Raw genomic sequence first — 14,645 nt, 5'->3', positions numbered from 1 at the left:
GGAAAGAGGGCACGCCGTTCCGCCTCAGTCATCCACAGGAGGCATCAGAAGTACCAGTGGACTGTGGCTGGATCGGACATCTGACAGGTGTTCGAACCCCGCGATACTCAGGGCTGGGCAATCCGCCCCAATCCCCGCCTTCGGAGGCCACTGATGCCCCAGACCAGTGTTCACACCGCCGCAGTGCTCGAAGCCTGGCTGTCGGGCGCCGAGAGCGCCCACGGCCAGCAGAACCCCGCCGGGCCGCTCTACGTCGGCGGCGCCGCCGCCGAGGCCGCGCTCACCGACCCGAGTGACTCCCTGTACGGCTTCTGTTCGAGCCCGAGCGGGTCGCACGGCAGCTGGTGCTGCTGATCGTTCAAGGAGCCTTCGGGTCCCGTGCGGGGAACTGCGCGCCGCGCCTGCGCCGCTCGCGGTTCCCCGCACCACCCGTCGGCGGCTCCCGGCAGGCGCGGAACGTGCGGCAGAACAGGGAGGGTGGAGGGTGAGCGGATCGGCACCGGACAGCCGGGACGAGGCGGAGTGGTTCGCCCGGCCCGTACGAAGCATCGCCCGTCCATGGCGACAGGACCTGGCCCGGCGCCTCGCGGCCGTGACCGCCCTCGGCCGGGAAGAGCGGGACGTGCTGCTGGAGGCGGGCCACACCGCTCTGCTCAGGTCGCTGCACGCGAAACTCTCCCGCCTGTTCCTGCTCGAACTGCACGCACTGCGCATGGCAGGGGGCGCCGGTGCGGACACCGGGCAGGCGGCGGACACGAGAACGTGGGCAGCGTTCGTCGAACAGGCCGGCGAGGAGGGCTATCTCGACAAACTCGCCGGCCGGTACCCGGGTGTCGGCTCCCGGATCGCCGCGGTGGCGAGGATGTCGGTGGCGGCCACGGCCGGTTGCGCGGAACGCCTCGCCGCGGACCGAGAACTGCTGCGTCCGCTGCTCGGACAATCCGCGGGACGGGTACGTGCCGTGGAATTCGGGGCGGGCGACAGCCACCGGGGCGGCCTGACGGTCAGCCGGGTCGATCTCGCCGGCGGGAGCGTCATGTACAAGCCCCGGCCGTCCGAGGCCGACGTGGCTCTGGGCGCGCTCCTCGACGAACTGTTCTCGGACTTCCCCGGTGCACCGGCGCCGGACGAACGGATCCGGGTGCCGCGGACACTGGCCCGCGACGGCTACGGCTGGGCCGAGTTCGTCCACCACCGGTACTGCGCGGACGACGTGGAACTCGCCTCGTTCTACCGCAACGTGGGGCACTGGCTGGCCGTCCTCCGCTTCACCGGCGGCACCGACATGCACGCCGAGAACATGATCGCCGCCGGTGTGGTGCCGGTGATCGTGGATGCCGAGACGCTCTTCGACTCCCCCGCACCCTTCCCGCCCAGCGGCCGGGGCGACGCGGTGGACGTGGCGGCGGCGGCCATCCGCCGCACGGTGCTGCGCACCGGCCTGCTGCCCGTGCGGGGCACCGGATTCGCGCTCGGTGGAGTGGACATCTCCGGGGTGGGGGCACTGCCCGGCCAGCAGCCGCTGATCCCGAGCCCGGTGATCGCGGACGGCGGTACCGCGGCCGCCCGCTTCCAGGTGGACCTGGTGGCGATGCCGAGCGCGGGCAACCACCCGAGCCCCACCCCGGTGCTGAGCACGTACTGGGACCGGATCCTGGCCGGCTTCCGCGAGCTGACCGCGCACCTGCGCCGGCCCGGCGTCGACCCGTACCGGCTGCTGTGCCGCTTCGAGGGCGCCCGGGCCCGGCGGATCCTGCGACCGACCCAGGCGTACGTCGACATCGGCCGGATGCTGTGGCACCCGGCGTCGTTGCACGACGAGGCAGCGGCACTGGAGCGCGCCCGGGACATCCTGCGACGCAACGCGGACGTGCTGCCCGGTGCGCCGACGGACCCCACGGCCATCGACGGCGAGATCGCGGACCTCCTGGTCGGTGACGTACCGATGTTCGGCTTCACCGTGGACGCGGCTGCCGTACGCAAGACGGTCGAGGACTGGCGCACCGCCGACTTCACGCTGGAGGAGTCGGTGATCCAGGACGCGCTGGTGGGCGCGTACCTGAACGAGCGCTCGCTGCCGGCCCGGGTGCAGGCCGCCGCCCGCGACCCGCACGCCCGTGACCGGGAGCGGCGCCGGCGCGATCTGGCCGCGCGGATGGTGCGACGGCTGTGCGACGGCGCGGTGCGCGGCGAGGACGGTACGGTCACCTGGATCAGCCCCGTCTTCACCCCCGCGGGATGGTCCATCAGGGTGCTGCCCGCCGACCTCTACACCGGGCAGGGCGGGGTGGTGCTGACGCTCGCGGAGTACGCGGCCGAGGCGGGGGCCGGGCGGGCGGACGAGGTGCCCGGCGTCGCCGAGGCCTTCGACGGCGCGCTGCGTGTGCTGATGAGCACCGAGGACCGCACGCCGACGCCGTCACCCGGGGCGTTCAGCGGCGCCGCGTCGCAGGTGTGGACCTGGCTCGCCTTGCACCGGGTGCTCGGTGAGCGCCGGCTGCTGGAGCGGGCCGCCGAGCGGGCGGTGCTGCTCGAGGGCGGGCTGGTCGAGGACGACGTCGAGGTGGATCTCCTCAACGGCGCGGCCGGCGGGATCGTCCCGCTGCTCCACCTGGCCACGGCGACCGGACAGGACCGCTGGCTCGCCGCCGCCGCGCACATGGGCCGCCGGCTGGCCGGGCTGGCCACGGTCGACGCCGACGGCGCACGCTGGACGACCCGGCTCAACCCGGAGGGCATCGGCGGGTTCGCCCATGGCGCCACCGGCATCGGCTGGGCGTTGGCCCGGCTCGCCCTGAGCGACGCGGGTTCCGCGGCCGAACGGCGCGGCTGGATGAATCTCGCCGAGCGGGCCTTCGCCTACCAGGAGTCCCTCTGGGAACCGGATCACGGCAACTGGCGCGACGTCCGTATCGGCGCCGAGGAGGACTTCTTCACCAGTTGGTGTCACGGCAGCGCGGGCATCGGGATCGGCATGCTCGACCTCCACCGGCGCATGGGCGATCCGGCTCACCTCGACATGTCCCGGCGTGCCGCACACGCCTGTGCCGCCGAGGGCTTCGGGTGGAGCCACACGCTGTGCCACGGCGACCTCGGCCTCTGGCAGTTCCTCACAGCCATGAACCTCGGCGACCCCTGCGACCTGGACGGTGAGATCCTCACCGGTCTCGAACAACGCGGCCCGGTGGGCGGGCTGGCCCGCGAGGCCTTCTCCCCCAGCCTCATGTCGGGCCTGTCAGGAGTCGTCCACACCCTTCTGCGCATGCACCCGTCGGCCTCCTTGCCCGATCCCCTCCTCCTCGACTGACCGGGGAGGAGGGGTGGGTGCGCGTCAGCCGTCGTAGGGCATGACCTTGAGAACCTTGCCCTGCGGGTCCGCCTGGAGATACCCGGTCTGGCCGTAGGCGTTGCTGAGGTAGACGGACATCCCGGCAGGACTGTCGAACACGTCGTCCGGCAGGTTCAGCACCAGGTAGCGGGTGTCCGCGTCGTCGACCTTCAGCTTGCGCCTGCCTTCGGCCATCAGGGACGGGACCTTGTCCCAGTCGAAGCCGTCCAGGCTGACGGACGTCGTCCCGCTCCTCAGCGTCCCCTTGATGATGCCCTTCTGCACACTCTGGCCCGGACGATAGGTGTACGAGTCGTACTTGGTGTCACTGCCCTTCACCATCAGGTCGGCGGAGACGTACTCGGGATACACCGTGAGTGATGCGAACCGGGTCCGGCCGGTCTCTTTCTTGAAGGCGTTGATCGCGGTGCGGATGCCGGCCGGCGTCAACAGGTCCTTCGTCGTGCTGGTCTGCCCCTTCGGCGAAGGAGCGACGTCCCTGGCCGTCGAGCCGACGGCCGATGGCGACTTGGCGGCGGAGCTGCCGGACGGGGAGGACCCCGAGGACTCGGTCGTGGGTGAGTCCCCGTCCGGCAGCAGCGTCCAGACGAGAACCCCGGCGAGCGCCACTCCGGCGACGGGCAGGCCCATCAGCGCCCAGCGCCGTCCGCGGTCCGGGCGCACGGGCACGGTGAGGGACCCGGGACGCGCGTCCTGCGGGCCCGGGGACATCGTCGGCGCGGCAGGCGGGGCGTACGGCCCCGGTGCCATCGAAGGCGCGGGACCGAAGCCCGTCGGTGCGGATGCGGGGTGGGGAGGCTGCGGCGCGGGCGCCGACGGGAACGCGTAGGAGGTGGGCGTCTCCGCCTCGCGCGCGGCGGTGTCCAGCATCCGCTCCAGCTCCTGGGCATCGGGCCGTGCCGCAGGATCCCGGACGAGGACCCGTGTCAGGACGTCCCACAGCGGACCGGCGTTGACCGGGGGCGGGATCTCGTCACTGAGGACGGCGGCAAGCGTCGCCAGTGTGGTGCCGCGGCGCAGCGGGTGTTGGCCCTCCACGGCCGTGTAGAGCATCATCGCCAGCGACCACAGGTCCGACGCGGGACCGCCGTCCTTGCCGGAGACGCGTTCCGGCGCCATGTAGTCGGGTGTCCCGATGACGGACCCCGTGGCCGTGAGGGAGGTCGACTCCCGGATCGCGGCGATGCCGAAGTCGGTGAGCACCGGACGGCCGTCGGGACGCAGGAGCACATTGGCCGGTTTCACGTCGCGGTGCTGGATCCCGGCCTCGTGCGCGGCGCGCAGTGCGGCCAGCACCTCGCGCCCGAGGCGCGCCGCTTCGCCCGGGTTCATCGGTCCGCGCGCGAGGCGGCCGGCCAGGGAGCCGCCCGTGACGAGTTCCATGACGATCCAGGGGTAGCTTCCCGGACCGCCGTCGACCACATGATGGATCGTCACCACATTGGGGTGATCGACACGGGCCAGCGCACGCGCTTCCCGCAGGACCCGCTCCCGCAGCGTCCGGGCGGCATCGGGGTCGTACTCGGCGAGATCAGGATCGGGCGGCCGGACCTCCTTGACCGCCACGCTCCGATGCAGCACGAGGTCCTTCGCACGCCAGACCATGCCCATACCGCCGCCGCCGAGCCGTGCCTCCAGCTCGAACCGCCCGTCGACAACCCGTCTACCGCTGTTGTCGCTGTCCGCTCCACTCATGCGCGGGAGCTTAGTTGCCGCCACCGGCCGCAGACGGGCGCCCCCCGTCCTTCCCGGCCCCTCCGGCCGGTCGGCGATCTTCATGGGCATGCTCGTGTGAGCCCTTTATGCGCCCCTGTCCGTGCGACGACAATGCGCCATGCCCTGGGCGGGTGGCCGGTTCGTGCCTCCCGTCGCCGCAACTCCCCAGGAAGGCAGGTCGGCTGCGATGCTGTTGCGACTTCCCACCTCCGTGTCCGAGGCGCAGGAGTGCCTGGCCGAGGAAGCCGTGCCGATCGGCGGCGCCACACTGGTGTGGGCGGACTGGCAGCGGGACGGGTTCCCGGAACGGGCGATGTCGCTGCGCAATCTCCCGGAGGCCAATGTCATCGGGAGTGGGACGCTGGGCGCCGCCGTGGTGCTGAACCGGATCGACCGCCGGGTACCGGACGTCATACGCATGGCCGCCGCCACGGTCGGGACGGGCGCCGTACGCCGGACGGCCACGGTCGGCGGCAATCTGGTGGGCAGCACGCTGCGCTGCCTGCTGCCGGCGGCTCTCGTCCTGGGCGCCCGTGCCTCCGTGCTGGGGCCCGACGGCGTGCACGACACCGACCTGGCGGAGGTGGTGGCCAAGCGCCCGCTCCTCCTCGGCATCCACTGGCGTGAGCCCGTCGCCACCGCCTATCGCAAGCTGTCCGCCGAGGCGGGCGGACCCCCGCCGCTCGTGGTCGCCGCGGCTGTGCACGCCGACGGCGCCGGCCGGCTCCGTCTCCAGGTCGCCGTGCGCGACGGATACGACGTGATCAGCGACGGCACCCCGTGCGACACCGGCGGCGAAGACGCGCTGCGCGCTCTGCGGCGGACGGCACTGGGTGATCTCCCGGCCGCGGCATGGGTGATCATCGGCCATCAGGCCACAGAGCTACTGAGTCCTTTCGGCGTTCAGTGACGACGTCGTCCGCTCGGCAGACCGGGCGGCAGCCCCTGGTGCGAGCAGCAGCAGGGCGTCGACCAGGTCCTCGGCGGGGCTGCCGGTGGCCAGGCGCCGCAGTTGCAGGCCCATCACCAGGGCGACCGTGGTGGCCGCGAGGCGTTCCGCGTCCGGTACGCCCAGAGCGGTGAGGATCTGGGTGGCAAGCCGGTCGTAGGCCCTGAACGCCTCCGCCGCCGCCTCCCTCAGCCGCTCGTCGCGCCCGGCGTGGATGTACAGCTCGAAGGGCGCGAGATGGGCGCTGTCGAGCGCTGTGCCACACGCGACCTGGCCGGCCAGGGACGCCGCGTCCTCGAGGTCGATGCCCTCGGTCTGGCACTGGTCGGCCAGTTCGGTGAAGTGCCGGGCTTCCGCGCGTACGAAGTACAGCAGGCTCTCCCGCAACAGGTCGTGCTGGGTCTCGAAGTGGTAGGTGACCGAGCCGAGCGACACTCCGGCTTCCTTGGCGATCCGCCTGTTGGTGACGGCCGCGACCCCGCCCTCGCCGATGATCTGCAGGACGGCGGTGATGATGCGCTGGCGCGTCGTGGCGGCGGGGGCGGCGGCGTTCGGCATGCCACTCATTGTTCCATCCGAGTTCGGGTGGACAGTCCTTCCCGCCCTCTCTATTGTTCGTTCGAACGAACAGAACTGGAGGGTAGTCGTGCACATTGCCGGAGCAACTGTTCTGCTGACCGGAGTCACGGGTGGCATCGGCGGGGCGCTCGCCGCCGAGATGTCCGCTCGCGGCGCGAAGCTCGTTCTCACCGGCCGGCGGCGCGACGCCCTGGAGCCGCTCGCCGATCGCTACGGTGCGCGAACGATCCTGGCCGATCTCGCGGACGCCGACGATGTGCAGCGCCTGGCCGGGGAGGCCGCCGGTACGGACCTTCTCATCGCCAACGCGGCACTGCCGTCCAGTGGCGACGTGCTCGACTACACGCCGGAGCAGATCGACCGGGCGCTCGCGGTGAACCTGCGCGCGCCCGCGATGCTCGCTCGGCTGCTAGCTCCCGCCATGGTGGCCGCCGGGCGCGGGCACATCTGCTTCGTCGGATCGCTGTCGGGGATGGCGGCCACCAAGTCGTCGTCCATGTACACCGCGACGAAGTTCGGGCTGCGCGGCTTCTCGCTGGCCTTTCGCCAGGACCTGCACGGCACGGGCGTGGGTGTCTCGATCGTCCAGCCAGGCTTCGTACGTGAGCTGGGCATGTTCGCGAACACCGGTTCGCCGACGCCCGGCGGCGTACGCACCATTGCCCCGGAGCGGGTCGTCAAGGGCGTCACGCGGGCGATCGAGCGCGACGTCGCCGAGGTCAACGTGGCGCCGCTGGAACTGAAGTTCCTCACCAAGATCGCGTCTCAGTTCCCGGGCTTCTCGGAGCGCGTGCAACGGCTGGCGGGGGCGGAGCGGACCATGGACTCGATCGTGGCGTCGCAGCGGTCGAGCCGGTGAGCCGGTGCGGGCGCCGCCTCCCGGAGGGCGCCCTCACGTGACCGGCGTGACCGACGAGCGTGCGCAGGTTCTTGACGCCCCGGTAGCGGTCGTTGTCGCAGTAGATGGTCGTGTTCCACTGGTCGTGGGAGGGCATGATGCCCAGGGTCGGCGTGCCCTCGGCGGGGACGACGTCGGGGAGCGGGGCGGCGGAGAACTCGGCGCGTCCCGTCGGGGTGAGGTCGACCGGTTCGCGAGCGGGCTGTCCGATGCGGAAGCCGAGCGGCAGGCGTACGCGGCGGTTGCAGTCCTCGAAACCGTCGAGCGCCTGGGCCATGGTGTCGCGGATACGGTCGTGTTCCGAAGCGGGTTCTCACTCACCGCGGTGAGGCCGGGAGGTCGTCCAGAAAAGTGACGGTCGGTACGTGGAACAGGCACCCGGTGACCGCCGTCGAGAAGTCGAGAATGCGGTCGTGCGCTGCTTCACGATCGCCGAGGAACATGTGCCTCAGCATCTGTTCGGTCACGTCCGGAGTACGGGCGTAGCCGATGAAATAGGTGCCGAACTCGCTCTCCCCCAGGGTGCCGAACGGCATGTTCTCGCGCACGATCTTGCGCTCGTCGCCCTCCTCGTCGGTGACGGTGTTGAGCGCCACGTGGGAGTCGGCGGGCTTGACGTCGTCGGCGAGTTCGACGTTGGCGAGCTTCGTCCGGCCGATGACTCTCTCCTGCTCCTCCGCCGACAGGGCGTTCCACGCCGTCATGTCGTGCAGGTACTTCTGCACCACCACATAGCTGCCGCCTCGGAAGCCCGGGTCCTCGTCGCCGATGAACACCGCGTCCGCCGCGGAGCGACCGTCGGGATTCTCGCTGCCGTCCACGAACCCGAGCAGGTCACGCTCGTCGAAGTACTTGAAGGCATGAACCTCGTCCACCACCGTGACCGCGTCGCGCAGCCGGTCCGTGATCAGCCGCGACAGTTCGAAACACAGGTCCATGTGGCGGGCCCGCACGTGGAAGAGGACGTCTCCCGGAGTGGCCGGGGCCCGGTGGCGTTCGCCGTTCAGTTCCACGAACGGGTGCAGATCGCGTGGTCGCGGTCCGCTGAACAGCCGGTCCCAGGCCGCCGATCCGATGCCGGCGACACAGCTGAGCTGTTCTCCGGGCGCGCGGAAGGCGACCGAGCGGCACAGGCCCGAGAGGTCCTCCAGCAGGTCGCGGACCGTCTCCTCGCGGCCGGGCGCGATCGTGACCACGAGGAATACCGCGGTTCTGGCTGGTTCGACGACCACGGCCTGCGACTCGAGCACGACCCGGCCTCCTCAGGAGATGCGGCTGAATCCGCGGGTGTACGGGACGGTCCGTCCCGCTGCTTCCCATCCTGCTGTCTCCGGAGCCGATCCGCGCGAGGACGTCAGCCCGTGACGAGTCCCGCGACGAGGTTGATGGCGGTGGCCAGGATGCTCGTGCCGAAGACGTACGACAGGAGCGTGTGCCTCAGCACGATCGCGCGGATGGTCGAACTCGACACGGAGGTGTCGGACACCTGGTACGTCATGCCGAGGTTGTAGCTGAAGTAGAAGAAGTCGCGGTACGCCGGCGGCTGGCCTGAGTTGAAGTCGATCCCGCCCGCTGCCGCGTAGTAGAGGTACGCGTAGCGGGTGGCGTACATCAGGTGCAGGGCCGCCCAGGCCGTGAACACCCCGAACAGTGCCGTCGCGGCACCGGCGTGGCCGGTGTCGGACTTGCCCAGCAGTAGCAGCAGCACGATGGCGAGCAGTCCGCACGAGGCGACCGCCACGACCACGAGTTCCTCGGTGACGGGCCGGAAGTCCTCGCGCCGGGCGTTGCGGTGGGTGGCCGGGGCGTCCATGGGCCACAGCACCACCCAGCCTGCCAGCACGAAGGCCAGTTGCGTCACGGCGATCCCGGCCAGCGCACCCAGCGGCGCCCGGGTCGGCACTCCGACGGCCACGCCGACCACGGCTCCGAGGGCCACCGCACCGGCGAGGCGGGGTAGGGCGTCCAGCGGCAACGAGGTACTCATGCGCCACCAGAGTAGTTCCGTCGCGGCCGGGCGGCCCGCCGGCGCGCATCGCCCCGGACGGTCACGGGCGGCCCGGCGACGCACTGGACGCACGCCCGGCGGGAGCACGGGGTATACACCAGGCATACCGCATTTGCACCGATTCACCCCTCCTGTGCCCCGGCGCGGTTGACGGAGTTCGGTGGCAGGCGCGACGGCGCTGCAGCTGCGCAGGCAGGCTTCCCTCCTCTTCGACAGACGCCGCCGGACGCCCGCCGTACTGCGTGAGCTGCCGTTCGCGCCCGCGGCGTCACGGTGCGAAAGACCCGGGACGACCGGGCGGATTCGAGACGGACACGGCCGAGGCGAGTCGCGACGCAGCTGCGCTGCGTGCCACGGAGCTGCTGATCGGGCGCCCGGGCGGCCCCCACCACCTCGCCGTCCTGGCCGTGCCCGTACTGCGGATGGCGCTCGGCACCGGCGCGGCGGGCGAGCTGGCCGTTCTGCTGCACCTGGAGCACGGCTACTGGGCGGCGGTCTCGGCCGCCGCCGTGCTGCGTTCGGTCAACCTGCGCACGACCTGCCAGCGTGTCGTGCAGCGCAGCCTCGGCACGGTCGTCGGACTGCTGATCGCGCTCGGCGTGCTGGCCGCGCACCCGGAGCCCATGGCACTCGCGCTGGTGGTCGTGGCCCTGGAGTTCCTGCTGGAGTACGTGGTGGCCCGCAACTACGGCCTGGGCGTCGTCTTCCTGACGCCGATGGCGCTGTTGCTTAGTTAGCGAGCTGGCGGCGCCCGCACCGGCCGGTGAGCTGGTCGTCGACCGGTTGGTGGGCAGCGTCGTGGGGATCGCCACGGGGCTGCTCGGTGCCCTGCTGGTGGTCCACGACCGGGCAGCGGTACGGGTGGAGCGCGCCCTGGCCGCATGTCTGTCGGCCGCCGACCGGGCCGAGCGGTCCCTGGAACACCTCACCGGGCCCCCGCCCTCGCTGGTCCAGGTGCGTCTGGCGGTGGCGGTCGTGGAACTGCGCGACGCCGACGACGCCGCGGCCGGTGAACTGTGGCCGGCGGAGATCGACCCCGCGGAACTCGCCGCCGCCGAACGGCGGGCCTACGCTCTGCTCGCCCGGCTGCATCACCACCGACAGATCACCACGGGACGACCTCCTGGTCGCACCGGTCGGACTGGTCGCACGCGTCGTACCGGTCGAACGGGGCGCCCACCACGCCGGGCCCGGTCAAGCCGATCACCGTTCAACCGACGACAAATGCCGGGCAAGATGGGGTTTTCCTCCACTGTCCCGAGGCATCAGGCACACTCAGACTTCCTCTCATGACGAATGAAGCGCGGGGGCTCCTGTCCCTCCCCCGCCGGGTCGCCGCCGAGGCCGTCGGGACCGGGCTGCTCGTGGCCGTGGCCGTCGGCTCCGGGATCCAGGCCGACCGGCTGTCGCACGACGCCGGTGTGCAGCTGCTGGCCTGCTCGCTCGCCGCCGTCTTCGGTCTGGGCGTACTGATCACGCTGCTCGGGCCGGTGTCGGGTGGGCATCTCAACCCCGCCGTCACCCTGTCCAGTTGGTACGACGGCCGCGGTCGGGGCACGGGACCGGGTGTGCGGGAGGTCGCCGCGTATCTGGCGGCACAGGTGGCCGGGGCGATCGGCGGTGCCGTCCTGGCCGACGCCATGTTCGCCGAGCCGCTGGTGCGGCTCTCCACGCACGAGCGGTCTTCCGGGCATCTGTGGCTGGGCGAGGTCGTGGCCACGGCCGGGCTGATCCTGCTCGTCCTCGGTCTGGAGCGCACCGGCCGTGCCCGGCTGACCCCCGTCGCCGTGGCCGCCTACATCGGTTCGGCCTACTGGTTCACCTCCTCCACCTCCTTCGCCAACCCGGCGATGACCATCGGCCGCGCCTTCACCGGCACTGCCGCCGGCATCGCCCCCGCCTCCCTGGTCCCGTTCATCGCGGCCCAACTGTTCGGGGCCGGACTCGGGCTGGGCGCCGCGGCGGTGCTCTTCGGCCGGCCCGCTCGCCCCGGAGACGACGTCGTCGTCCCGCCCGGCCGACCGGAACTCGCGTCTTCCTGACACCCGGCCTGCCTTGCCGATGCCACTGAGGGCGTGCGAGACCGTCGTCCGCGAGACCCCCGCCGCCTGGGCCACATCGGCGATCGTGGGCCGGCGGGCGCCGTGGGACGTGGTCATGCGCACGTCTTCGCAACCGGCGCGGCCGGGAACCACCCCCACCCGTCACGGGAGCGGCACGGCCGGTGGCCCCGGCGGACGGTCAGTGGACGGGTGCCGAGATCTCCCGCTTCAGGATCTTCCCGCTCGGGCCCATGGGCAGGGCGTCCAGCAGCCACACCTGGCGGGGATACTTGTAGGCCGCCACCCGCTCGCGCACGTACTCCTGCAGTTCCCCGGAGCTCGCCTCGGCTCCCGGGCGCAGGACGACCGCCGCCGCCACCTCCTCGCCGAGCCGTTCGTCGGGTACGCCGATGACCGCCGCGAGGGCGACGGCGGGGTGCTCGTGCAGGACCTCCTCGATCTCACGCGGGTAGACGTTGTAGCCGCCGCGGATGATGAGGTCCTTCTTGCGGTCGACGATGTACAGGTAGCCGTCCTCGTCCTGCCGGGCCAGGTCGCCGGTGCGCAGCCAGCCGTCGGGAATGACGGCGGCGGTCTCCTCGGGGCGGTTCCAGTAACCCTTCATCACATTGGGTCCGCGCACCGCGAGTTCGCCGACCTCTCCCGGGGCCACGTCCAGGCCGGTGTCGTCGATCAGCCGGACCTCGACGTCCTGGATGGGCGTCCCGATGGACCCGGCCTTGCGAGGACGGTCGGGGTGGTTGAAGGAGACGACCGGGCTGGTCTCGGACATGCCGAAGCCTTCCAGCACCATGCAGCCGAAACGGCGCTCGAAGCCGTGCAGGACCTCCACCGGCAGCGACGCGCCGCCCGAGACGCACATGCGCAGGGTGGACACGTCGGCCTCGGTGGCACCCGGGTGCTGGAGCAGCGCCGCGTACATGGTGGGCACGCCCTCGAAGACGGTCGCGCCGTCACGGGCGATGGCGTCGAGCACCGTCTGCGGGTCGAACCGGGGAACGAGGGTGAGCGCGGCGCCGCTGTGCACGGCGACGTTCATCGTGCAGGTCTGCCCGAAGATGTGGAACAGCGGCAGGCAGCCCACGATGACGTCCTCGGGTGTCAGCCGCTGCACATGGACGACGTTGACCTCGGTGTTGTGGCGGAGCCCCGCGTGGGTGAGCGCGGCGCCCTTGGGACGACCGGTGGTGCCGGAGGTGTAGAGCAGCACGGCGACGTCGTCACCCGAGACGGGGGCGATCTCGTCGTGCGGCTCCAGCCTGGCCAGCTCGGCGGTGAAGGCGGTGGGTTCGACCGCGATGTGCCGCACGTCGGCCGCGGCCGCACCCTGGGCGCCCTCCCCGGGAGCCTGGTGCCACTCGAAGAGCAGCACGGCCCCGGAGTCACGCAGGTGATACTCGGTCTCGCGGGCCTTGAGCAGCGGGTTCATCGGCACCACGATCCCGCCGGCGCGCAGGATGCCGTAGTACAGGACGACGAACTCGGGCACGTTCGGCAGCATCAGCGCGACCCGGTCGCCGGTACGCAGTCCCTCGGTGCGCAGCAGAGCGGCGGCCCGGGCGCTCAGCCGGTCCAGCTCGGCGTAGGTGGTGATCGCCGTGCCCAGCCGCAACGCGGCGCTCTCGGGCTGTCGGCCTGCCGTCCCCGCCAGGAACTCCGCCAGATTGGCCATGGTGCCTCCTCGCATGCATGCTCGCCGGGCTCCCCCGCCGACGCTCACGGCATCGTGGCGTCCGTGCCGGGGGGCGTCCATGGCCGGGCGGACAGCTCACGGGTCCGTGGATTGTTCCTGGAGACAAAGAGGCCGCCGTACGCTGCAGAGATGAGTCTCTCGGATGTGAGCGCGGCCTTGCGGGAACGCCTGCCGGAACTGGGTGAGCGGATGGCGCAGCGCATCTGTGCGGAGGTCGAGTCCTACGCCGACGAGTCGCTGATCCCCTTCGCGTCGCTGCGAACGTCCTGCACGGCCAACGCCGACCAGCTGCTGGGGCGTTTCGCGATCGATGCGGAGCCCGATGTGCGGCCCGCCGAGGAGACCGGTCGCCTCCGGGCGGAGCAGGGAGTGCCCCTCGCGGACACGCTGCACGCCTACCGGATCGGCTTCGGGTACCTGTGGGCGCAGATGGTCGAAGAGGCCCAGCGGCATCCGGAGGTCACGGATGCCCACCTGGTGGCGGGGTCGTCGGAGATCTGGGCGCAGTTCGGCTGCTACGCGGAGGCCGTCGCTGCGGCCTACCGCGAGGCCAGCGCCGAGCTGGCCCTCCAACGCGAGGCGCGCCGCTCGGCGCTGGCCGAGGCCCTGTTCACGGGCGCCCTCGCGGACCGGACGACACTGTGGGAGACGGCACGGCAACTCGGCCTTCCGGAGCGGGGACCCTACTCGGTCGTGGCCGCCTCCGTGCCGGATCCGGGCACGGAGCCGTTGCCCGGCATCGAGGCTGCCCTGCGCCAGACCGGTGTGCCGTCGGCCTGGCGACTGCTGCCCGGCGAGCAGATCGGGCTGCTCTCGCTGGCCCATCCCGACGCCGAGAGGGTGAGCGGTCGGGCGCTGGGGGACCGTCAGGCACGGGTCGGGGTCAGTCCGCGGTTCGACTCGCTGCGCGATACGCCGGAGGCGCTGCGCTTCGCCCGGCTGGCGCTGGCCGGGCTGCCGGGCGACGGGCCGGGCGTGGCCCGCTTCGACGACAGTCCCCTCGCCATGCTGGTCGCCGCCGCCCCTGCCGAGGCCACGCGCTTGGTCGAGGTGGTCCTGGGACCGGTCCTGGAACTGCCGGCGCCCGAGCGGGCCCGGCTGCTGCAGACGCTCGGGCACTGGTTCACGGCCGGTGGCGTCGCCGCCGAGACGGCGGACCGGCTCTTCATCCACCCGAACACCGTGCGCTACCGGCTGCGGCGGATCGAGAAGCTGACGGGGCGTTCGCTCTCCGACCCGGCCGCCCTCGCGGACCTCGGTACCGCCCTGCACGCGCTGCGGCTCGTGCCGCGGCCGGACAGCCCTGGCCGCTGATCGCGGGACACGGCTGGAGTGCCCTCGAACGTTTTGGAGCCGCTGATGGGATAACTGGCCGATTCGGGGCACTCGA

General features: G+C 71.8%; 13 protein-coding genes and 2 pseudogenes. 7 read left to right on the top strand and 8 right to left on the bottom strand.

What is annotated here, in order from left to right; genetic code table 11:
• The first annotated feature begins 153 nt into the window (after positions 1–153).
• A complete protein-coding gene (locus ACIRU3_RS19460; protein ID WP_404057698.1) occupies positions 154–354 on the top strand; it encodes a DUF6229 family protein in 201 nt (66 codons plus the stop codon).
• 130 nt (positions 355–484) lie between these two features.
• Positions 485–3,307 carry a type 2 lanthipeptide synthetase LanM family protein gene (locus ACIRU3_RS19455; RefSeq protein ID WP_404057696.1) on the top strand — a complete coding sequence of 941 codons (2,823 nt, stop codon included), beginning with the start codon at positions 485–487 and terminating at the stop codon, positions 3,305–3,307.
• Between the two features lie 24 nt (positions 3,308–3,331).
• Here ACIRU3_RS19455 and ACIRU3_RS19450 read toward each other — a convergent pair whose 3' ends face one another.
• Entirely contained in the window at positions 3,332–5,044 is a 1,713-nt protein-coding gene (locus tag ACIRU3_RS19450) for a serine/threonine-protein kinase (protein ID WP_404057694.1), read from the bottom strand.
• 208 nt (positions 5,045–5,252) lie between these two features.
• Here ACIRU3_RS19450 and ACIRU3_RS19445 point away from each other — a divergent pair, with 208 nt between their 5' ends.
• Positions 5,253–5,975, top strand: a complete 723-nt coding sequence (locus tag ACIRU3_RS19445; RefSeq protein WP_404057692.1) for an FAD binding domain-containing protein — start codon at positions 5,253–5,255, stop codon at positions 5,973–5,975.
• Here ACIRU3_RS19445 and ACIRU3_RS19440 read toward each other — a convergent pair.
• The gene (locus tag ACIRU3_RS19440) at positions 5,949–6,572 is read right to left on the bottom strand and encodes a TetR/AcrR family transcriptional regulator (RefSeq protein ID WP_404057690.1); all 624 of its coding nucleotides are present in this window, start codon (positions 6,570–6,572) and stop codon (positions 5,949–5,951) included. The genes ACIRU3_RS19445 and ACIRU3_RS19440 overlap by 27 nt on opposite strands.
• A gap of 88 nt (positions 6,573–6,660) precedes the next feature.
• Between ACIRU3_RS19440 and ACIRU3_RS19435 the strand changes: the two genes are divergently transcribed.
• Entirely contained in the window at positions 6,661–7,452 is a 792-nt protein-coding gene (locus tag ACIRU3_RS19435) for an SDR family NAD(P)-dependent oxidoreductase (protein WP_404057914.1), read from the top strand.
• Between the two features lie 52 nt (positions 7,453–7,504).
• Here ACIRU3_RS19435 and ACIRU3_RS19430 read toward each other — a convergent pair.
• From ACIRU3_RS19430 to ACIRU3_RS19420, 3 genes and pseudogenes are all read right to left on the bottom strand, one after another.
• Positions 7,505–7,792: pseudogene (locus ACIRU3_RS19430) on the bottom strand (formate dehydrogenase); the annotation flags it as partial.
• A 16-nt stretch (positions 7,793–7,808) separates the two neighbouring features.
• Complete coding sequence (locus tag ACIRU3_RS19425; RefSeq protein WP_404057688.1) at positions 7,809–8,741, bottom strand: Dyp-type peroxidase; 933 nt, start codon at positions 8,739–8,741, stop codon at positions 7,809–7,811.
• Positions 8,742–8,845: 104 nt separating this feature from the next.
• Positions 8,846–9,478, bottom strand: a complete 633-nt coding sequence (locus ACIRU3_RS19420; protein ID WP_404057686.1) for a DUF1345 domain-containing protein — start codon at positions 9,476–9,478, stop codon at positions 8,846–8,848.
• A 263-nt stretch (positions 9,479–9,741) separates the two neighbouring features.
• Here ACIRU3_RS19420 and ACIRU3_RS19415 point away from each other — a divergent pair, with 263 nt between their 5' ends.
• Positions 9,742–10,236 carry an FUSC family protein gene (locus ACIRU3_RS19415; RefSeq protein ID WP_404057684.1) on the top strand — a complete coding sequence of 165 codons (495 nt, stop codon included), beginning with the start codon at positions 9,742–9,744 and terminating at the stop codon, positions 10,234–10,236.
• Here the strand turns inward: ACIRU3_RS19415 and ACIRU3_RS19410 are convergent.
• A complete protein-coding gene (locus ACIRU3_RS19410) occupies positions 10,229–10,597 on the bottom strand; it encodes a hypothetical protein (RefSeq protein WP_404057682.1) in 369 nt (122 codons plus the stop codon). The two genes, ACIRU3_RS19415 and ACIRU3_RS19410, sit on opposite strands and share 8 nt — an antisense overlap.
• A 191-nt stretch (positions 10,598–10,788) precedes the next feature.
• On the opposite strand from ACIRU3_RS19410, the gene ACIRU3_RS19405 reads away from it, so the two are divergent.
• Complete coding sequence (locus ACIRU3_RS19405; RefSeq protein WP_404057680.1) at positions 10,789–11,541, top strand: aquaporin; 753 nt, start codon at positions 10,789–10,791, stop codon at positions 11,539–11,541.
• A gap of 24 nt (positions 11,542–11,565) precedes the next feature.
• On the opposite strand, the pseudogene ACIRU3_RS19400 reads toward ACIRU3_RS19405, so the two are convergent.
• Together ACIRU3_RS19400 and ACIRU3_RS19395 are read right to left on the bottom strand one after the other, a co-directional pair.
• Positions 11,566–11,658: pseudogene (locus tag ACIRU3_RS19400) on the bottom strand (LacI family DNA-binding transcriptional regulator); the annotation flags it as partial.
• Between the two features lie 82 nt (positions 11,659–11,740).
• Entirely contained in the window at positions 11,741–13,234 is a 1,494-nt protein-coding gene (locus ACIRU3_RS19395; protein ID WP_404057678.1) for a long-chain fatty acid--CoA ligase, read from the bottom strand.
• A 150-nt stretch (positions 13,235–13,384) separates the two neighbouring features.
• Between ACIRU3_RS19395 and ACIRU3_RS19390 the strand changes: the two genes are divergently transcribed.
• Positions 13,385–14,569 carry a PucR family transcriptional regulator gene (locus tag ACIRU3_RS19390; protein ID WP_404057676.1) on the top strand — a complete coding sequence of 395 codons (1,185 nt, stop codon included), beginning with the start codon at positions 13,385–13,387 and terminating at the stop codon, positions 14,567–14,569.
• Positions 14,570–14,645: the final 76 nt, after the last annotated feature.

The organism is Streptomyces sp. NPDC101151 (genome assembly GCF_044768335.1).
Classification (GTDB): Bacteria; Actinomycetota; Actinomycetes; order Streptomycetales; family Streptomycetaceae; genus Streptomyces.
The sequence above is the reverse complement of the archived record's forward strand: the minus strand, read 5'-3'. Positions and strand labels throughout refer to the sequence as shown.